The organism is Rhodococcus erythropolis NBRC 15567, from assembly GCF_001552595.1.
Classification (GTDB): Bacteria; Actinomycetota; Actinomycetes; order Mycobacteriales; family Mycobacteriaceae; genus Rhodococcus_F; species Rhodococcus_F erythropolis.
The window spans coordinates 69,190-89,472 of record NZ_BCRM01000023.1 but is presented as its reverse complement, the minus strand read 5'-3'; the positions used below and the strand labels follow the sequence as shown (position 1 = coordinate 89,472).

Below are 20,283 nucleotides of genomic sequence, written 5' to 3'. Positions count from 1 at the left end.
ACCGCCGCCGCGGATCCCGATAACGCGAGCCCTACGATCGAGTCATGACAACGAACCGGACGAGATCATTTGCCGCTGTCGCTGCCATCGCAGTGGGCGTGAGCCTGACTGCCTGTTCGCAGGACGCGGAGACCACTCCCACGGCAGCCACCTCGGCCGTCACCTCGACCTCGAGTGCAGCAGCGTCGACCACAGAACCAGTCCCGACGGACAGCTCCGACAAGACGTCGGCTGCGGGCACCGAATCCAAGCTCACCGTCGTCGACATCCGAGTGGGCGAGCACGACGGATTCGATCGTGTCGTCTACGAAATGGGCGGAACCGGCACACCCGGATGGCGCGTCAAGTACGTCGACGCGGCGACACAGGAAGGCAGCGGTAAGCCCGTGGACATCAAGGGTGCCGCAGTGATCCAGGTCCTGATCGACGGTTCCGCCTATCCCTTCGACAGCGGAGTCGAGCAGTACTCCGGCCCCAACCCGGTCCCCGGCGTCGGCGGAGTCGTGACCGAGGTCAACGGGTCCAACGTCTTCGAGGGAGTCACCCAGTCGTTCATCGGCGTGACTGAGAAGCAGCCGTTCACGGTCACGACGCTCAGCGACCCTCCGCGAGTGGTGGTCGACGTGGCCCGCTGAGGCCGCACTTGACCTGAAGTTTGGTTGAGGTTCTACCTTCGTGTCGTACCGGCCACGTAATCTTCGTGGCCGGCGACCGGAGGGGCGAAGTCATGAGTATGGAAGTCACCGCGTGGAACGCGATGTACAACGCGATGCACGCGCAAGAAGATCGGCGCCCGTTCTCGAAGGCGACACTGAAGCGGATCGCGACGTTCGCAGTTCCACAGAAACGCAACCTCAGCTGGTACCTCGTACTCAGTGTCGTCACTGCTGCGCTTGCCGTGGCAACACCCGTCCTGGCCGGGCGCGTGGTCAACGCGATAGTCGGCGGCGACGCCGTCGACGTGGTCGTCAAACTTGCCGCCCTGATCGCACTGGTAGCACTTCTCGAAGCCGCTCTGGGACTGTTGACCCGGTGGCTCTCGGCCAGCATCGGCGAAGACCTGATCCTGCATCTGCGCACCACCGTCTTCGATCACGTCCAGAAGATGCCCATCGCGTTCTTCACCAGAACTCGAACCGGAGCACTGGTCAGCCGTCTCAACAACGACGTCATCGGCGCTCAGCGCGCCTTCAGCGACACCTTGTCCGGAGTGGTCAGCAACCTGGTCACCCTGGTGATCACGCTGATCGTCATGCTCGGGATCTCCTGGCAGATCACCGTCCTCGCGCTGCTACTTCTCCCGATCTTCGTCATCCCCGCACGGCGCATGGGCGCAAGACTTGCAGCACTCAATCGTGAAGCAGCCAACCATAATTCGCTCATGAGCACCCAGATGACGGAGCGGTTCTCCGCTCCCGGCGCGACTCTGGTCAAGCTGTTCGGCCGCCCGTCGCAAGAGTCGGCGGAGTTCGCGGTTCGCGCCAGGCGTGTGCGCAACATCGGAGTCCGGACCGCAATGCTGCAGTCCGTCTTCGTCACAGCACTGACGCTGGTCTCGGCCCTTGCTCTTGCCCTCGTCTACGGACTCGGCGGCTTCTACGCGCTGCGCGGACAGTTGGACGCAGGCGCCGTCGTGGCGATGGCATTGTTGTTGACGCGGCTGTACTCACCGTTGACCGCACTGGCCAGCGCCCGGGTCGATGTCATGAGCGCCCTGGTCAGCTTCGAGCGGGTATTCGAGATTCTCGATCTGGCGCCGCTCATCACCGAGAAGCCCGATGCACGCACGGTGCCGCAGGGCCCGGTGTCCGTCGAGTTCAAGAACGTCACTTTTGCTTACCCGTCTGCCGACAAGGTGTCACTAGCTTCTCTGGAGGAAGTCGCGATCCTCGACACCCGCGGCGGGGAGGACGTGTTGCACAACCTGTCTTTCCGCACCGAAGCAGGACAGATGGTCGCCCTGGTCGGCACGTCCGGCGCCGGAAAGTCGACCGTGGCGCAGATGATTCCGCGCCTCTACGACATCGACTCCGGTTCGGTCGAGTTGGGCGGCGTCGACGTCCGCGACCTCAGTGCCGATTCCATCCGCGAGACCGTCGGCATGGTCACGCAGGACGGGCACCTGTTCCACGAGAGCCTTCGATCCAACCTGCTCCTTGCGCGACCGGATGCCACCGAAGAAGATCTGCGCGAGGTTCTGGAGCGAGCACGGCTCACCGACCTGGTTGCGTCGCTGCCCGACGGACTGGAGACCGTGGTGGGTGAACGCGGTTACCGCCTCTCGGGCGGCGAGCGTCAACGCCTGACCATCGCACGACTGCTCCTGGCCCAGCCTCGCGTCGTCATCCTGGACGAGGCCACCGCGCATCTCGACTCGACGTCGGAAGCCGCGGTTCAGGAAGCACTTGGCGAAGCACTCGCCGGGCGGACTGCGGTGGTGATCGCTCACCGGTTGTCGACGATCCGTTCCGCCGACCTGATCCTTGTCGTCGAAGCAGGCCAGATCGTCGAGCGCGGCAACCATGAGGAACTGCTCGCGCGCGGTGGCCGCTACGCCGAGTTGTACCGCACGCAGTTCGACACCAACGCCCGGAAGAACGGCGCCCTCGCACCGACGCCGATCTGATACCGCGCAGCGCCTTGCCCCCCACACAGAAAACAGGCGCTGTCCTCCTCGCGGAGGGCAGCGCCTGTTTCAGTCTTTATGTCGGTCGTTGAAGCTGTAGGTCAGTCGTTGTAGCGATCGCGTCCGCCACCGCGGCGGTCGTCACGTCCACCGCGATCGTCCCGGCCACCACGGTCGCCACGGCCACTCGGACGTCCCTGCGGCGGGCCGAAATCAGGCTGCAGCTGGATCAGGACGCCGGAGATGCGTGTGCGACGCAAAGCTTCGAGAGTCTCGTTGGAGAGGTCGGCCGGCAGCTCGACGATGCTGTGATCCGGGCGAATGCTGATGTGCCCGAAGTCGCTTCGACGAAGTCCACCCTCGTTGGCGATGGCACCGACGATGGCACCCGGAACGACGCGGTGACGCTTGCCGACTGCAATGCGGTATGCAGCCAACTCCTGGCCCTCGGGTCCACGCGAGCGAGGAGCCGGGCCGTCGTCGAAACGACGAGGGGGACGCGGTTCACGCGGCTCGCGCTCACGACGCGGCGGTGCCGGCGGCTCGGGAGAAAGCAAGAATGCTTCGCCGTCGCGCGACTGCAATGCCAGAGCGGCAGCGATGTCGATGAGCGGAACATCGTGTTCCTGGTCGTAGTCCTCGATCATCTTGCGGAACATCGCGAGATTCTCCGAGGCCAGGCTCTCCGTGATGGAGTCACCGAACTTGGCCACGCGCTGGGCGTTGACGTCGTCGACACTGGGAAGCTGCATCTCCGCAAGCGGCTGACGCGTCGCCTTCTCGATGGACTTGAGCAGATGACGCTCACGCGGAGCGACGAACAGCAACGCGTCACCCTGACGACCGGCGCGGCCGGTACGACCGATGCGGTGAACGTACGACTCCGTGTCATGCGGGATGTCGTAGTTGACGACGTGGGAGATTCGATCGACGTCGAGGCCTCGAGCGGCAACGTCGGTCGCGACAAGGATGTCGAGGGCGCCGTTCTTGAGCTGACCGATGGTCCGCTCACGCTGTGCCTGGACGATGTCGCCGTTGATCGCGGCAGCCGAGTGCCCGCGGGCCCGCAGCTTCTCCGCCAGGTCTTCAGTGGCCTGCTTGGTACGGACGAAGATGATCATCGCCTCGAATGCCTCGACCTCGAGGACTCGGGTCAGTGCATCGAGCTTGCGCTGATGAGCAACCTGAATGTAGCGCTGCGTGATGTTCGAGGCGGTCGACGTCTTGGACTTGACGGTGATCTCGACCGGATTGTTCAGGTACTGCTTCGAGATCCGGCGAATCGAGCCGGGCATCGTTGCGGAGAACAGGGCGACCTGCTTGTCGCCGGGGGTGTCGCGGAGGATGCGCTCGACGTCCTCCTGGAACCCCATCTTGAGCATCTCGTCGGCCTCGTCGAGAACGAGGTACTTGAGATTGGTCAGATCCAGGGTGCCCTTTTCGAGATGGTCGATGACACGACCCGGGGTACCGACGACGACGTGTGCGCCGCGGCGCAGGCCCGACAGCTGGACGCCGTAGCTCTGGCCACCGTAGATCGGCAGCACGTTGAGTCCGGGGATGTGCGCGGAGTACTTGCCGAATGCCTCGGCAACCTGAAGCGCCAGCTCACGCGTGGGAGCAAGCACCAGCGCCTGGGTCTGCTTGATCGACGTGTCGATCCGCGACAAGACTGGAACTGCGAAAGCTGCGGTCTTGCCGGTACCGGTCTGTGCGAGACCGACGACGTCCTTGCCTTCGAGCAGCGGCGGAATGGTGGCAGCCTGAATCGGCGAGGGCGACTCGTAGCCCACGTCTGACAGTGCCTTCAGTACCCGATCATCGATGTCGAGGTCGGCAAATGTTGGGGGTTCGGGGTCACGCTCAATATCACTCATTTGACCAGCAGTTTAGCGGATAGAGTATAGACACGACGACATACCGGGGGTGCATTTACGACAGATCCACCCTCCCAGCGGGTTTCGCCTAGCGTATGGAGCATGACCGAAGCCACCGTTGCCACCCCCGCCCAGACCGTTGTCGCGATTGCCCAATTCGCCCCGGGGACGGACAAGAAAGCCAACCTCGAATCACTGCGATCACTGGCTTCCGATGCAGCAGCACGGGGCGCGAAAGTTGTCGTGGCGCCGGAATACTCGATGTTCACCGCACCGAAGACGGATGAACGACTGATCGAGTCCGCGGAGGACCTGGACGGCGAATTCGGTTCGGCATTGGCGGCGGTCGCCGCGGAGTTCGGAATCTTCCTCGTAGCGGGAATGAACGAGCGGATCGACGACGTGAGCAGAATCTCCAACACCCTCGTCGCGATGGACCCGAACGGCGAACTGGTGGCGACCTACCGGAAGCTGCATCTCTACGACGCATTCGGTTACCAGGAGTCGGCCGTGATCCGTGCCGGCAACATCACGGAACCGCAGACTTTCGGGTGCGACGGCCTGACCTTCGGCCTCCAGACCTGCTACGACCTGCGCTTCCCGGAAGTCACCCGGCGCATCGTCGACGTCGGCGCGGACATCCTGCTCCTGCCCGCCCAGTGGGTGCCCGGGCCACTCAAGGAAGACCACTGGACCACTCTCGTACGCGCCCGGGCCATCGAGAACACGATGTACATCGCAGCGGCTGACCAGAGCGCGCGCGGCGGCGCGGGTGCCAGCATGATCGTCGACCCGATGGGCGTCGTGATGTGTTCACTGGGCGAGCAGGTCGGGGTTGCCGCCGCGACTGTTTCGGCCGCTCGCATCGCCGAAGTACGCGAGAAGAATCCCGCTCTCGCGCTGCGGAGGTTCACGGTCTCGTCGCGGTGACCTGCAGCGGGTAGCGTCGGACAGGTCGGGGTTCGAGCTTCTCGAGGACAACGCAGTGACCCAGTATCGGGATCGATCTTCCGCCGGCAAATTTCTGGCCGGGCGGCTCGAGTCTTTGCGTCTCGACAAGCCTGTCGTTCTCGGACTCCCACGCGGCGGAGTACCGGTCGCAGCCGAGGTGGCTGCGGCACTGAACGCTCCGCTGGACATCGTGGTGGTGCGCAAGCTCGGCAGTCCGTACAACCCGGAACTGGCGATGGGCGCCATCGGTGAGGGTGGCGTGCGGGTCCTCAATCACGACGTCATCGCAGCGGTTCGCGTCTCGAAAAGTGAACTCGTCGCCGTCGAACGCGACGAACGAACCGAATTGGAACGGCGAGCGCGGCTCCTGCGCGAGGGACGGACCCCGGTTTCCCTCCACGGACGCACCGCAGTGATCGTCGACGACGGAATGGCCACGGGTGCGAGTGCCGCCGTTGCCTGCCGCTGCGCGCGCACCGCGGGTGCTGCCTCCGTCATCGTCGCTGTCCCAGTTGCCTCCCCTGAAGCAATGAGAGTGATCGCGTGCTCAGCCGATCGGGTCGTCTGCCCCTTCGTTCCTGCCCTGCTGGGCGGCGTCGGTGCTGCATTCGAGGACTTTCATCAACTCAGCGACGACGAAGTGCTGACCTTCCTCGCCTGAGAGGACACCCCTCCAGCCTGAGCGCAGTCCAAGAGATCTCTGAGAATTTGTGATGTGTGCAACATTTCGCTCCTCGGTGCCGATAGCCCAAATGGAACAAAAAGAATTCGGCTTTCTGGAGGAACCGTGACCATCTCGACCGATACCGTCGACGCCGTCGCAGCTGCGTGCCGTGACCGCCTGGGCGACCCTTCCGCCTGGGTTGCGTCAGACGCTTATCGACAGAGCCTCGCCCTGTGCATCATCGAATCCGTTCAGTCCACGTCGGGTCACAGCGAAGTGACCGTCGTAGATCGCTACCTGGCCTACCGGAAAGCCCGCGAAGACAAACCCGTCACGGACGGCGCACGCGAACTACTCCGCACCTTCGAGGAAGCCGGGAGTTCGGACCAGTGGGCAGGCAAGATCGGCTCGTACAAGCGTCGCTACACGGCGACGGGTGTCCCGATCGAGGCACGTCACATCCAACAGGTCGCCGAGAAACTCCATCACTTGCGGATCAACAGCGTCGAGGACCTGCTCTCTGCTGCCGATTCCGACAACGCTCTCGATGCGGTTCACCTTGCCTGGGTGGACGCCTGCGGAGACGGTTCCGAAGTGACCTGGGCACACCTGTTGATGTTGGCCGGAATTCCACACACCGATCTGGGTACCGCTGCCGACACGTTCATCAGCGCAACACTCGGCACCACCGAGTTGCCAGGAGACACCTCGGAGATCCTTGCAGCTACTGCAGAGCAACTCGGAGTGGATCCGGACCGATTGGACTACGCAATTCGCCGGTGGTTGTCCGTGCACGGCCGCATGCTCCAACACGTCGCCTGAGTACCTGTAAACAGGCGGTCACACCAAACTGCAGGTCAGCGCCCGACCAGTTCTACCGAATAGTAACGACAGTGCAAAATGACGACTAATGTGATGCAATGCACATCAGAAATGTCAGTAGTCACTGGAGGGGTCAATAGTGCGCGAGTTCTCAGTTCCACAGTCGTTCTCAATTCCGGAGAACGTATCCATGGCCGACTCCGTGTTCCGTCACGCCGAAGAAGACCCCACATTCGTGCCGTTCAAGAGGCCGTCGAACGGTGTATGGGTCGACGTCACTGCAGCTGAATTCGCGAAGCAGGTCTCCGCAGTTGCCAAGGGCCTGATCGCTTCGGGCGTCGAGCTCGGCGACCGCGTCGCTATCCTGTCAGCAACTCGCTACGAGTGGGTCGTTCTCGACTACGCCATCTGGACTGCCGGCGGATGCACCGTCGCGATCTACGAGACCTCCTCCCCTGATCAGGCGCAGTGGATCCTCGAGGATTCCGCGACAACACTTCTGGTCGTCGAAACGGCCAAGCACGCGGAGACTCACAAGGAAGTCACCGACGGTGCAGAAGCCCTCCGCGAGGTTCTGGTCATCGAGTCAGGTGCTATCGACGAGCTGTCCAGTCGCGGTTCGGCAATCACCGACGAAGAACTGCACACTCGTCGTCACCAGGTCACCGCTGCCTCGCCCGCGACCCTGATCTACACCTCCGGAACCACCGGACGCCCCAAGGGCGTCCAGCTGACGCACTCCAACTTCTACGCCGAGTCCAACGCCTGCCGCCTGGCGATGCCGGAGTCGATGGTCCCCGGCAAGAAGACGCTGATGTTCCTGCCGCTCGCCCACGTATTCGCGCGAGCTATCTCCTTCGGCGCTTTCGACGCCAAGGTCACCGTCGCCCACACGTCGGATCTGACGACGCTCCTCGAGCAGTTCGCCGGTTTCAAGCCCAACTTCATCCTCTCGGTACCGCGCGTGTTCGAGAAGGTGTACAACTCGGCTCGCCAGAAGGCAGTCGACGGCGGTAAGGGCAGCATCTTCGACAAGGCTGCCGCCACTGCCATCGAATACAGCGAGTCCCTCGAAAAGGGTGGCCCCGGGCTGGCACTCAAGCTCAAGCATGCGGTATTCGACAAGCTCGTCTACTCGAAGTTGCGCGCAGCTCTGGGCGGCGAGTGCGAGCGTGCAGTCTCCGGTGGCGCCGCCCTCGGCGCGCGTCTCGGCCACTACTTCCGCGGCGTCGGCATCCCGATCTACGAGGGCTACGGACTCACCGAGACCAGCGCCGCAATCACCGTCAACACCTCGAGCGCGCAGCGCGTCGGCACCGTCGGCAAGCCGATCAACGGCCATGCAGCACGGATCGCCGAGGACGGCGAACTCCTCCTGCAGGGCCCGGTCGTCTTCGCCGGCTACTGGCACAACGACAAGGCGACGGCCGAATCGATCGTCGACGGCTGGTTCCACACCGGCGACCTCGGATCGATCGACAACGAGGGCTACGTCTCCATCACCGGGCGCAAGAAGGAAATCATCGTCACGGCCGGAGGCAAGAACGTTGCACCGGCAGGCCTCGAGGATTCCCTGCGTGCGCACGCTCTGATCAGCCAGTGCCTCGTCGTCGGCGACGGTCAGCCGTTCATCGGCGCACTGATCACCCTCGATCCGGAGACTCTGCCCGGTTGGGTCGAGCGCAACGGCCTGCCCGCCGGCACCGCGATCGCGGATCTGGTGAAGAACGCCGACCTGATCGCCGAGATCGACTCGGCCGTTGCCGACGCGAACAAGAAGGTCTCCAACCCCGAGCAGATCAAGAAGTACACGATCCTCGAGGTCGACTTCACCCAGGAGACCGGTGAATTGACGCCGACACTCAAGCTCAAGCGCAACATCATTCACGAAGCTCACAAGACCAAGATCAGCGACCTGTACGCCTGATCGATCGTCTTTCACGAGTCTGGCCCGGTTCGAATGCGAACCGGGCCAGACTCGTTTCACTCTCCGGCGGAGAGTAGTTCCTTTTCGATCTCGGATGGAAGGCCGTGCACCGCACGATCCTCCCGCTGGGTCGGCAGAGTTTCCCGTTGCATCCATTCCCAGGTATCGCGCACGGTGTCTTCGACGGGACGGCACCGCAACCCTGCCCGCGCCGCCTTGGCAGTGTCGGCTTCGAGGAAACCCGCGAACTCGCCCTCTTGCGGGACCCAACACGGCAGTTGTGTCCACGGTTGCGCTCCCGCTACTGCAAGTCGGTCCTCGTCGATCCACACCAACTCCGCACCCGAACCGGTGGCGTCCACGCACGCCTCGAGGAGCCCGGAGGTAGTGGTGTGCCCGGACGCACTGATGACGTCGTACGTCCCGCTGATTTCGGCCGCCAGTCCGGACAGGACAAACGATGCGATGTCGCGGGCATCGACGTACTGCAACGGTCTGGTCGGCGCTCCGGGAGCAACGACGCGTCCGCCCTCAGCGATGCGCTGCAACCACCACGGCAACCGCCCGATGTCCTCGTGCGGACCGAGGATCAACCCTGCCCTCGCGAGCAGCGCGTCCGGGAAGGATTCCAGGACAGCGAGTTCGGCCCCGCGTTTGGCGGACGCGTAATCGCTGTTGTCATCGGACGTCGCAGATGCGGCAACCACCGGCGAGCCCTCGTCCACGTGCAAGCCCCATTGGTAGACGGATCCACTGGAGATGTATGCGTACCGGTCGACGTGACCGTGCAAGACGCGTGCATTCTCACCGACCACTCGGGGGCTACCCGACCAGGTGTCGACGACAAAATCCCATCGACGATCACCGAGCGCCTCAACCATCGCTCGCTGATCGGTACGATCCGCGAACAGAACCTCCGCGGTAGGTGGTGGCGCTCCGGTGAGCCCCCGATGGAGCACTGTCACTTCCCAGCCCCGTGCCAGGGCGTCGTCGACGAGGGCACGGCCGAGGAACCGTGTTCCTCCGAGCATCAGCAACTTCATGACGGCCATCGTCACTCGAAAAAGCGTCGTGCAGCAACAAGTTCGTCTGGTAGCGCAATTTCCGACGAGTGAGGGTCGGAAGAAGCGCTCAGATACCCCGTCCGGGATTGAGAATGCTCTTCGGATCGAATGCGGCCTTCACCGCAAGCATCAACTGGCGTTCGGTCTGGCCGACCATATCTGCCATGTACGGCGCTTTGAGAACCCCGATACCGTGTTCACCGCTGATCGTTCCGCCCAACGCCAGTGCGCCGGCAACGATGTCGTCGAAAGCTCCGCGCGCACGATCCTGCGCTCCCGTTTCGGCAGCGTCGAACACGATGGTCGGGTGGAGATTGCCGTCGGCGGCGTGGCCGAAGGTTCCGATCGTGACACCGTGGCGATCGGCCGCTTCACGAATGCATTCCAACATGGACGGCAACGCCGGCACCGGCACCGCGACGTCGTCGAGAAGTACCGTGCCCAACGCCTCGAGAGCTGGCAACGCCATCCGGCGGGCGGCAGTGAACTCTTCACCTTCCACGGGATCGTCGGTGTGGAAAACCTCTCGAGCCCCGGCACTTTCGCACGCCGCGGCGCAGTCCGCTGCCTCGGCGGCCGCCGACCTACCGTCGCACTGGATGAGCAGCATCGCCCCGGCCGATTCGTCCAACCCCATCTTCGTCAGCCGATTGACCGCGCCGATGGTGACGTCGTCCATCAACTCCATCTGACACGGTTCGGCCACTGCCGACACGGCGAGGACGGCATCGATCGCGGACTCCGCGGAATCGAAGAAGGCGACGACGGTGGTCGCCGCAGTGGGCGCCGTACGCAACCGCATCGTGGCTTCGACGATGACCGCGAGCGTTCCCTCCGAGCCCACGAGCAGATGTGTCAGGTCCAGCCCCGCAACATTTTTGCGCGTCCGTGCACCGGTACGGACCACACGCCCGTCGGCGAGTACCGCCGTCAGGGCCGCGACGTGATCACCGGTGACGCCGTACTTGGCGCAACAGATGCCGCCTGCATTTGTCGCCAGATTGCCGCCGATACTCGAGATGGCCCGGCTTCCCGGATCCGGTACGTACCAAAGACCCTGCTGTGCAGCAGCTTCCGCCAGGTCACCATTGATCACTCCGGGCTCCACCGTGGCGGTGCGCGCGGCAGGATCGATCTCGAGAATGCGATCCATGCCCGCGACGCTCAAGACGATGCACCCGTCGAGCGCATTGGCAGCGCCGGCCAACCCGGTACCTGCCCCTCGTGTCACCACCGGAACGGAGAGTTCGTGCGCCACTGTCATAACCGCGACGACGTCGTCGACCGTCTTCGCCTTGACCAGCGCGGCGGGCCTTCCGGCTGCAGTGAGCAGTGATTGATCCCGGACGTACGCGCCCATCCGGTCGGGATCGGTTGTCGCCCTGTCCCCCACCGCTTTCTGCAAGCGTTCGCCCAACAGATCGATACTCGTGGTCATTCCGTTCGTCCTTCGTAGAATCCGCGCACATGGCGCTCGACCAAATCGGCGGCCTCGTCAGCTGCGCCGCGCTCGATCGCGTCGGCGATACCCTCGTGCTCTGCCAGCAGTGCGCCGAGCGTGGCCGCCGAGTTCTCGCGCGAGTCGAGTTCGCTCAGCAGGTAGCCGGCGATGCTGTCGCGGAGAACCGTCATGACCAACCCGAACGCCTTGTTCCCGCCCGCTCCGGCGAGCGCAACGTGAAAGTCGACGTCGGCGTCGTGGAATGCGACCGAGTCGTCGGCAAGTGTTGCGATGCGCATTCGCTCGATCGCAGCCCGGGCGTCGTCTGGCACGACGGCGACGGTTCGCAGCGCAGCAGCTTCGAGCAGCACTCGCAATTCGACAAGATCGCCGAGCGGAACCGCGCCCACTTGCAGTGCCGTACTGAGAGCGGTGGCCGCAGAATCGGCGGTGTGCTCGTGCGTCACCCGAGGCCTGGCAGTAGAGGTGGTGTCCGCGCCGGTCAACAATCCCTGTGCCTGCAGGACACGAAGTGCCTCGCGCACCGTCGATCGACCCACCGAGAACGTCTGCGCGAGTTCCTGTTCGGTCGGCAACGCCTCGCCGACGGGAAGCGAGCCGTCGAGTATGGCAGCACGGATTCTTCCCGACACGGCAAGGCTGAGCGGCATGCGCGACAACGGAGTCGTATCCATGCCGCGACGCTACCACCCCTTGCCTGCTTGTCTGACAAACTGTTTAATTGAGAAGATTCGTGACCCGGACCACAACAGACAAGGTGTCGACCATGACCGACAAGCTCGAATTGGATCCAGCAACCACTGCCGTCGTGCTCATCGAGTACCAGAACGACTTCACCACCGAGGGCGGTGTTCTTCACGAGGCCGTCGCTCCTGTCATGGAATCGAACGGACTCCTCGCGAACACCACTGCGCTGGTCGATGCGGCTCGGGCGGCAGGTGTCACCGTGATGCACGCACCGATCACCTTCGCCGAGGGGTACAACGAAATCACCTCGCATCCGTACGGCATCCTCAAGGGCGTCGTCGACGGCAAGGCTTTCGTGAAGGGTTCCTGGGGAGCTGCGATCGTCGACGAACTCACCCCGAAAGACGGCGACATCGTCATCGAGGGCAAGCGCGGACTCGACACTTTTGCCAGCACCAACCTCGATTTCATTCTGCGCAGCAAAGGAATTCGCACGATCCTTCTCGGCGGCTTCCTGACCAACTGCTGCGTCGAATCGACCATGCGCACCGGATACGAGAACGGTTACCGGGTCATCACACTCACCGATTGCGTGGCAGGCACTTCGGTCGCCGAACACGAGAACGCGATCACCTACGACTACCCGATGTTCTCGCACCCCGTCACGTCGAAAGAGGTGCTCGGCGCGCTCTCCTGAGAGGACTACCTGGAATGCGCGAGAAGGAATTCACGACTGACGTTGGTGACACTGGCGTGAACCTTCTCGTGCAGCAGGTCGTGACCGGCATCCTCGAACTCGCGCATCTCGACGTTGCGCAGCGTCCGCGCCCAGTCCCGGACGGGATCAACCGGGGCGATCCGGTCGTCGGTACCGTGAACGACCAGGACTGGGATGCCCGCGTCGGAGAGTTCCGCCCACCCGTGTTGCTCCACCGCGCTGCGCGGGATGCCGCACAACACGGCGGACGCGAATTCGTGATCGCGATGAGCCAGCACCGTCAGCGCAGTCACGGCACCTAACGAATGACCCATCACCGCCTGCGGAACTTCGGGCAGTTCCGCCAAGGCGATGTCAGCCAGCGCGGCTGCATCGGCAGCAAGATCGGAGAGCGGAGCCCCGACTCCCGGATCACCCTCCGACAAACCGTGCCCGGTGTGATCGATCGCCCACACGTCGATCCCCGACGCCGTCATTGCACCCGCGAAACGGTGATACTGCCCGCTGTGCTGACCGAGGCCGTGCAGAAAGACCAAAGACACAGTGGGCACTGCGCCCCCTGCCGCCGGCCAATGCCGAAAGTGCACCTGACCGGTTCGTCCGTCGAAGAAGGGCATGCTCGTCATTCTGCACTCTCCTACGGGTATCCGCGGGCGGTGGGCGATTACTGGTGGGTTGCCTTGTCGGTGAGCGATGGCACAATCTCCGTGTGTTCCTACTCGATGATCAGATCGTCTACAGCGCCAGTGACCTCTCGGCCGCGGCCTCGTGCGAGTTCGCACTGTTGCGGCAACTCGACGCCCGCACCGGTCTGATCTCAGCCGAGGCGGTCGAGGCAGATCCGATGCTCGAGCGGACGTCGAGCCTCGGCGACTCGCACGAGCGCGAACAGCTTCAGAAGTTCATCGATCAACACGGAGACGGCGTCGTCGTCATGCCGCGACCGGAACACTCACGCGCAGGCCTGACCGCTGCCACGTTGGCCACCGTCGAGGCAGCACGATCGGGCGCGCCCGTCATCTATCAGGGAACCTTTTTCGACGGCCGATTCCTCGGGTTCTGCGATTTCCTCGTCCGCGAAGGCGACACCTACGCGGTCTACGACAGCAAGCTCTCCCGGCACGCCAAGGTGTCGGCACTTCTACAACTCGCCGCATACGCGGATGCGTTGGAGCGCAATGCAATTGCCGCCTCCGATCAGGTTCATCTACTGCTCGGCGACGGCAGCACGTCGTCGCACGACATCGGAGACATCGCGCCGGTATTCGCAGCACGCAGAGCTGAACTCGAACGAGTCCTCGACGAGCACCGTGCTGAGGGGAAACCGACACAGTGGCTCGACGATCGGTACCTGCGTTGTGGTCGATGCAACACCTGCAGCGTCGAAGTCGAAAGTCATCGGGACCTGCTGCTGGTTGCGGGCGTCCGCGGCAATCAGCGTGAACAGCTGATCGTCTCGGGGATCACGACAATTGACGAACTCGCCGCGAGCACCGGCCCTGTCGAGGGAATTCGACGGGAAACACTCGACAAACTCCGTGCACAGGCCGCGGTTCAACTTCGTCAGGAACAATCCGGCGACGCCGAATTCGAGGTCTACGAACCCTCGGCGCTCGGCGGACTACCCGTCCCCGACGACGGCGACATCTTCTTCGACTTCGAGGGCGATCCCCTCTGGGCCGAGGACGGATCCACCGACTGGGGGTTGGAATACCTTTTCGGTGTGGTCGAAGGACCGGCGGACGACTACGTGTTCAAGCCGTTCTGGGCACACGATCGCGACGGTGAACGCCAGGCACTCCTCGACTTCCTCGACTACGTCACCGCGCGCCGAGAAGCTCACCCCGGCATGCACATCTATCACTACGCCGCGTACGAGAAATCGGCGCTGTTGCGCTTGGCCGCACGTCACGGTGTCGGCGAGCAAACGGTGGACACGCTGCTCAGCGAGAACGTGCTCGTGGACCTGTACCCGATCGTCCGCGCCTGCCTGCGGATCGGACAACGCTCGTACAGCATCAAGAAACTCGAGCCGCTGTACATGGGTGAGCACGGCCGCGACGGCGACGTGACCAATGCCGCCGCTTCGGTTGTCGCTTATGCCGACTACTGCCAATTGCGCGACGGAGGACAAGCCGACCAGGCCAGGGAACTTCTTCAGGGCATCTCCGACTACAACGAGTACGACTGCGAATCCACTCTGCGCCTGCGTGATTGGCTTGCCGAGCGCGCCGCAGAACACGGCGTCGAACTTCGTGAGCCGACCGGGCAGATCAAGATTCCACTCGAGGAGCTCACCGAATCGGAGATCGCGCTCCGCGAATTCGCAGGACACAAGGCAGGTTCGGCGCGTACCCCCGATCAGCAGGCAGCTGCTCTACTGGCTGCTGCGGTGGGGTACCACAATCGTGAGCGGAAGCCGTACTGGTGGGCCCACTTCGACCGATTGGTCACACCGATCGAAGACCTGGTGGACATCCGCGACGTCATGGTGGTCGAACAGTCCGAAATCGAGGCGGACTGGCACAAGAGCACCCCACGTCAGAAGAAGTTCCGTCGACACATTCAGCTGACCGGAAGTTTCGGCACCGGAACGTCTTTGAGCCCGGGCAGTGATCTGTTCGCTCTCTACGCAACCCCCTCCCCCGATGCTGTTGCCAGCGAGAACCCCACCCAACGCGGCACCAGCAGCGTCAAGGTCACGGCCGTGGTCAAGTCCGAAGGACTCGACGTGGTCACCGTCGAAGAACTGCTCGGCGGTGACGAATACCTGGATGCTCCAGTCGCATTGGCACCTGGTCGTCCGATTCCCACCGGACGCATGGAGAAGTCCATCGCCGCTGCCGCATCCGGCGCCAGCGAGATCCTGCCCGAACTGCCACCCGTAGCAGCGGTCGACATTCTCCGGCGCAGCACCCCGAGGACACGCTCGGGTTCACCGCTCCCGCCCGTCGGCGGCGACAACAACTACGCGGACGCCATCACCGCCGCACTTCTCGACCTCGATGATTCCTACGTGGCAGTACAGGGTCCCCCTGGTACGGGCAAGACGTACACGGGTGCTCGTGTCGTCAAGACACTGATCGAACGACATCAGTGGCGAATCGGAGTGGTGGCTCAGTCACATTCGGTGGTCGAGAACATGCTCGGCGGCATTCTGAAGGCCGGCGTGGACCCTGCACTGGTCGCGAAGAAGGGCAGCCGCAGCAAGACCGCAGAATGGCAGGACATCGCATCCGAAGAATATGCGGGATTCATCGCCGAGGCCGAAGGCGTCGGCTGCGTCATCGGCGGCACTGCGTGGGACTTCGCGAACACCGATCGTGTTCCGGCGGGCAGCTTGGACCTGCTCGTGGTGGACGAGGCGGGCCAGTTCGCGCTCGCCAACACCATTGCCGTCGCGATTTCCGCGCGAAACCTGTTGCTGCTGGGCGATCCGCAGCAGTTGCCGCAGGTGAGCCAAGGTACTCACCCCGAACCTGTCGACGAATCGGCGCTCGGTTGGCTCGCCGAGGGACACGGCGCACTGCCACCCGAACTCGGCTACTTCCTCGAGAAGACTTGGCGGATGCACCCGGATCTGTGTGCGCCCGTGTCCGCACTGTCGTACGAGGGCAAGCTCCATTCTCAGGAAACCGTGAGTGCGGCAAGGAAACTCGACGGACTCGCTGCCGGAGTGCACACGGTGTTCGTCGATCACCGCGGCAATTCCACGTACTCCCCGGAAGAGTCCCAGGAAATCGTTCGCCAGATCCAGGGCCTTCTCGGTACGCCATGGACCGATCCGAGCGAGTTCGAGGGAACCCGGCCCCTGGAGCAGTCGGACATCCTCGTGGTCGCGGCATACAACGCCCAGGTCGGTACCGTCGAGCGCGATCTCACCGAAGCCGGTCTCACGGAGGTCGAGGTCGGGACCGTCGACAAGTTCCAGGGCCGCGAGGCCGCGGTGGCAATCGTGTCGATGGCCGCATCTGCCGTCGAGGACGCCCCGCGAGGAATGTCGTTCCTTCTGTCGCGGAACCGCCTCAATGTTGCTGTCTCCCGCGGCAAGTGGTGCGCGATCATCGTCCGATCACACGCGTTGACGCAGTACATGCCGAGCACGCCCGCAGGGTTGGTGGAGCTGGGCGCGTTCATGAGGTTGACGAGCTAGCCGAATGTTTTCACACCCAAAGCCTGTCCTACCCGAAACACTGTCCTACCCGAAACACTGCCCTTCGCCGCGGTAGGTGGGAACCGAGGTTCGGGTGCCGTCGGCTTCGACCACATACACGCGGTCGAAGCGCTCGCACAGCTCGCCGGCTTTGGCGTGACGGAACCATACGCGGTCGCCGATCGCGATGTTTCCGGCTTCCTTCCCGGTGACCGGTGTCTGGACTTCGCCGGCTCCTTCGTTGCGGAGCAGTTTGAGACCAGCGGGCCAGACCGGTGACGGAACGCGGGTGGCTCCGGCAGGTCCCGACGCGATGTATCCGCCGCCGAAAAGGGTCGTGACCGACGGCGTCGGCTTGCGCACGGCCGACAGTGCGAAGAACAGCGCCGGATCGGGACGGAAGGCACGGTAGCGGTCGAACAGGGTCGGTACGTACAGTCCGGAGCCCGCTGTTACCTCGGTCACCACAGGATCGGCCGAGCTGACCTCCAGCGACCCCGTACCGCCGCTGTTGACGATCTCGAGTGCACCCACGGCATCGGTGACGGCCGCGACCACAGCGCCCCTTCTGGACGCCAGTTCGCGTGCAGAGGCCTTCTTGACCCAACCGATCGGAGCGCTGGTGTCCGGGAGGCCGGCGATCTGGGCCTCGTAGAACATCACTCCGACAACTGAGAATCCGCGCTGGCGAGCACGCGCCGCGAGTGCGGCGACCGCGGCAGGTTCGCGCAGCGGCGAGCGTCGTACACCCAGATGGATCGGACCGATCCGAAGTGACGCATCGACGTCGAGACACACCCGGACAGGCGCATCTCCCGTCGACGCCGAACGAATGAGATCCAACTGCGCATCGTCGTCGACCATCAAGGTGATCGATTGGAGGGCGGTGTCATCGGCAGCGAGATCCGCGATGGCGCCACGATCGGCGGTCGGGTATCCCATCAGGATGTCCCGTGCGCCGAGCCCGACCAGCCACAGAGCCTCGCGCAGTGAGTACGCCATGATTCCGCGGAACCCGCCGGATGCAGTCAGTGTGTCACCGAGAGTTTCAGTAAGAACCGTACGACAACGAACCGATTTGCTCGCCACTCGCACCGGGGTTCCACCGGCGCGGCGCACCAGGTCGGCTGCATTACTGCGCAGTGTGGTCAGATCCAGAGCAGCCAGAGGCGGGTCGAGTTCTCGCGTGGCAGCAGTGAGTCGATCAAGGGTCCTGGTCACAGATGATCCAATCGTCGCGGCGTGCGACCAGTCAATCACCAATCCTGGACGTATGTCCAGGATGGCGGTTCTACTGAGGCGCGACCACTGCTTTATTGGCGATTACCTGAACCATCTCTCCGAACTCGGCAATGGTCGCGTCGGAGTCGCGATCGACCAGCCATCGCAGAACAAGACCGTCGATCATTGCAAGACTCAGTCGCGCAATCGAACTCAACGGCTCCGTCCACACCGTGCCCGATATCTTGGCGCACTCTTCGAGAAACGACACCGCGAGCTCATCCATGATTCGGTACTGCTCAAATGCAACTGCCCCAGCACGTTCGGCTCCGAGATTGCGACTACGCAGTGCCTGCGCGGTAATTTCGTAGGTCAACAACTGGCGATCCGGGGTTGCTTCGATGGTCGGCCACATTCCGGTCAGGCCGATATGCAGCAATTCCCTGAGCCCCTGCACGCCACTGAGATCCGGCGCATGGCGGACCTGCGCGAACGCATACTGCATCGACGCACTGAGCTGCAGAATGAGCGTTTCACCCATTGCCGCGATCAGCGCTTCCTTGCTCTCGAAGCAGTAATGAACGACGCCGAGCGATACGCCGGCCTCCTCTGCCACCGCCCTTACCGTCACAGAACTGACACCGCGCTGTTCCGCAATAGACAAAGCGGACTCGACCAATTGTGTGCGGCGTTCGTCCGCCGGAAGCCTGTTCAGCATCCAATGATCGTAGAACGCAAATGACAAAATCTTCGCGCAATACTTGCCTGGACGACCGTCCAAGTACATTATTGCGTAATGGCTTCGGACACTTGGCAGAACTGGGCGGGCACTCAAAGTGCCGCGCCGCGTCGCTTTGCGACGCCGACAAATACCCGTGAACTTTCGTCGTTGGTCGCCGAGGCCGCGGCGCGCGGCCAACGCGTGAAGGCCGTCGGCGCCGGCCATTCGTTCACCGGTGTCGCGGTCACCGACGGTGTCCTCGTCAGCCTGGACAACTTGAGCGGAATCGACTCGATCACGCCGACCGACGACGGTGCGCTGGTCACTGTTTTTGCAGGCACTCGCCTTCATGCTCTCAACGACGCCTTGTGGCAACGCGGATATGCGATGGCCAATCTCGGTGACATCGACGTCCAGTCACTGGCCGGCGCGACGTCCACCGGCACACACGGCACCGGCGCACGATTCGGCGGTATCGCCACACAGATTCGCGGAATCGAGATCGTTCTCGCCGACGGATCCGTCGTTACCGCAAGCGCTGACGAAAACGTCGAATTGTTCGAAGCAGGCCGCCTCGGATTGGGCGCAATCGGCATCATTTCGAAGATCACTCTCGCCTGCGTCCCGCGATTCACACTTCGCGCAATCGAGGAACCCGACACGCTGTCTCACATACTGGACACCCTCGAGAGCGATCGTCTGGGCTTGGACCACTTCGAGTTCTACTGGTTTCCGCACACCGACCGTGTCCTGACGAAGAGCAATACGCGACTGCCCGGAGATACCGAACCCGATCCAGTGGGCAAGGTCCGCGCGTTCGTCGACGACGAACTCCTCTCGAACACACTCTTCGAAGGTGTCAACCGCGTTGCCACCCTGGCACCGGCCGCGATCCCGAGAATCAACAACGTGTCGTCTCGATTGCTCGGCGCCCGGGAGTTCACCGATCGCAGCTACCGAGTATTCGCGTCTTCGCGCCGGGTGAAGTTCAAGGAGATGGAATACGCGATCCCCCGCGAACACGTCACCGAGACACTCCACGAAATCGACCGCTGGATGAAGAAGTCCGGAACTAACGTCGCGTTCCCCGTCGAAGTACGTTTTGCTGCCGCCGACGACCTCTGGCTCTCGACTGCTCACGGACGCGACACCGCATACATCGCCGTACACCAGTACCACCGACGACCCGAAACCGAATACTTCGCCGCAGTGGAAGCCATCGCCCGCGCCGTCGACGGCCGGCCGCATTGGGGAAAAATGCACAACCGGACCGTCGACGACCTGCGTCCTACGTACGACCGACTCGACGACTTTGTCGCCGTGAGAGACAAGTACGACGCGAATCGTGTGTTCGACAACGAATACTTGCGTCAGGTACTCGGCGACTGAC

The 20,283-nt window shown here is 63.3% G+C and carries 16 protein-coding genes; 9 read left to right on the top strand and 7 right to left on the bottom strand.

Annotation, left to right across the window (positions count from 1 at the left end; all coding sequences use genetic code 11):
• Window positions 1-44 precede the first annotated feature (44 nt).
• Window positions 45-635, top strand: coding sequence for an AMIN-like domain-containing (lipo)protein (locus tag RE4_RS23970; RefSeq protein ID WP_019749302.1), 591 nt, complete (start codon window positions 45-47; stop codon window positions 633-635).
• Between the two features lie 92 nt (window positions 636-727).
• On the top strand, window positions 728-2,626 hold the full coding sequence (locus tag RE4_RS23965; protein WP_060939476.1) for an ABC transporter ATP-binding protein: 1,899 nt from the start codon (window positions 728-730) through the stop codon (window positions 2,624-2,626).
• Window positions 2,627-2,727: 101 nt separating this feature from the next.
• Here RE4_RS23965 and RE4_RS23960 read toward each other — a convergent pair whose 3' ends face one another.
• On the bottom strand, window positions 2,728-4,503 hold the full coding sequence (locus tag RE4_RS23960) for a DEAD/DEAH box helicase (protein ID WP_003945121.1): 1,776 nt from the start codon (window positions 4,501-4,503) through the stop codon (window positions 2,728-2,730).
• A 102-nt stretch (window positions 4,504-4,605) separates the two neighbouring features.
• Here RE4_RS23960 and RE4_RS23955 point away from each other — a divergent pair, with 102 nt between their 5' ends.
• The 4 genes from RE4_RS23955 (at window position 4,606) to RE4_RS23940 (ending at window position 8,867) form a co-directional block, all read left to right on the top strand.
• The gene (locus tag RE4_RS23955; RefSeq protein ID WP_060939475.1) at window positions 4,606-5,433 is read left to right on the top strand and encodes a carbon-nitrogen hydrolase family protein; all 828 of its coding nucleotides are present in this window, start codon (window positions 4,606-4,608) and stop codon (window positions 5,431-5,433) included.
• 55 nt (window positions 5,434-5,488) lie between these two features.
• Window positions 5,489-6,115, top strand: coding sequence for a phosphoribosyltransferase (locus tag RE4_RS23950; protein WP_024487772.1), 627 nt, complete (start codon window positions 5,489-5,491; stop codon window positions 6,113-6,115).
• A 126-nt stretch (window positions 6,116-6,241) separates the two neighbouring features.
• The gene (locus RE4_RS23945; RefSeq protein ID WP_019749306.1) at window positions 6,242-6,940 is read left to right on the top strand and encodes a DUF8548 family protein; all 699 of its coding nucleotides are present in this window, start codon (window positions 6,242-6,244) and stop codon (window positions 6,938-6,940) included.
• A gap of 139 nt (window positions 6,941-7,079) precedes the next feature.
• Complete coding sequence (locus RE4_RS23940) at window positions 7,080-8,867, top strand: AMP-dependent synthetase/ligase (protein WP_060939474.1); 1,788 nt, start codon at window positions 7,080-7,082, stop codon at window positions 8,865-8,867.
• Between the two features lie 56 nt (window positions 8,868-8,923).
• On the opposite strand, the gene RE4_RS23935 is transcribed toward RE4_RS23940, so the two are convergent.
• The 3 genes from RE4_RS23935 to RE4_RS23925 form a co-directional block, all read right to left on the bottom strand.
• On the bottom strand, window positions 8,924-9,910 hold the full coding sequence (locus RE4_RS23935) for an NAD-dependent epimerase/dehydratase family protein (protein WP_060939495.1): 987 nt from the start codon (window positions 9,908-9,910) through the stop codon (window positions 8,924-8,926).
• Between the two features lie 88 nt (window positions 9,911-9,998).
• The gene (locus RE4_RS23930; protein WP_060939473.1) at window positions 9,999-11,369 is read right to left on the bottom strand and encodes an FAD-binding oxidoreductase; all 1,371 of its coding nucleotides are present in this window, start codon (window positions 11,367-11,369) and stop codon (window positions 9,999-10,001) included.
• Window positions 11,366-12,067, bottom strand: a complete 702-nt coding sequence (locus RE4_RS23925) for a FadR/GntR family transcriptional regulator (protein ID WP_021344968.1) — start codon at window positions 12,065-12,067, stop codon at window positions 11,366-11,368. Before RE4_RS23925 ends, RE4_RS23930 begins: the two co-directional genes overlap by 4 nt.
• A 92-nt stretch (window positions 12,068-12,159) precedes the next feature.
• Here RE4_RS23925 and RE4_RS23920 point away from each other — a divergent pair, with 92 nt between their 5' ends.
• Complete coding sequence (locus RE4_RS23920) at window positions 12,160-12,777, top strand: cysteine hydrolase family protein (protein WP_174531783.1); 618 nt, start codon at window positions 12,160-12,162, stop codon at window positions 12,775-12,777.
• A gap of 5 nt (window positions 12,778-12,782) precedes the next feature.
• Here the strand turns inward: RE4_RS23920 and RE4_RS23915 are convergent, their stop codons facing one another.
• Window positions 12,783-13,424 carry an alpha/beta hydrolase gene (locus RE4_RS23915; RefSeq protein WP_020970182.1) on the bottom strand — a complete coding sequence of 214 codons (642 nt, stop codon included), beginning with the start codon at window positions 13,422-13,424 and terminating at the stop codon, window positions 12,783-12,785.
• 83 nt (window positions 13,425-13,507) lie between these two features.
• Between RE4_RS23915 and RE4_RS23910 the strand changes: the two genes are divergently transcribed.
• Entirely contained in the window at window positions 13,508-16,951 is a 3,444-nt protein-coding gene (locus RE4_RS23910) for a TM0106 family RecB-like putative nuclease (protein ID WP_060939471.1), read from the top strand.
• Between the two features lie 45 nt (window positions 16,952-16,996).
• Here the strand turns inward: RE4_RS23910 and RE4_RS23905 are convergent, their stop codons facing one another.
• Both RE4_RS23905 and RE4_RS23900 read right to left on the bottom strand, forming a co-directional pair.
• Window positions 16,997-18,172: an amino acid deaminase/aldolase gene (locus tag RE4_RS23905; RefSeq protein ID WP_020970184.1), complete on the bottom strand. Its 1,176-nt coding sequence runs from the start codon at window positions 18,170-18,172 to the stop codon at window positions 16,997-16,999.
• A gap of 70 nt (window positions 18,173-18,242) precedes the next feature.
• Window positions 18,243-18,890, bottom strand: a complete 648-nt coding sequence (locus RE4_RS23900) for a TetR/AcrR family transcriptional regulator (protein WP_020908434.1) — start codon at window positions 18,888-18,890, stop codon at window positions 18,243-18,245.
• Between the two features lie 78 nt (window positions 18,891-18,968).
• On the opposite strand from RE4_RS23900, the gene RE4_RS23895 reads away from it, so the two are divergent.
• Complete coding sequence (locus tag RE4_RS23895; protein ID WP_019749315.1) at window positions 18,969-20,282, top strand: D-arabinono-1,4-lactone oxidase; 1,314 nt, start codon at window positions 18,969-18,971, stop codon at window positions 20,280-20,282.
• The last annotated feature ends 1 nt before the right edge of the window (window position 20,283 follow it).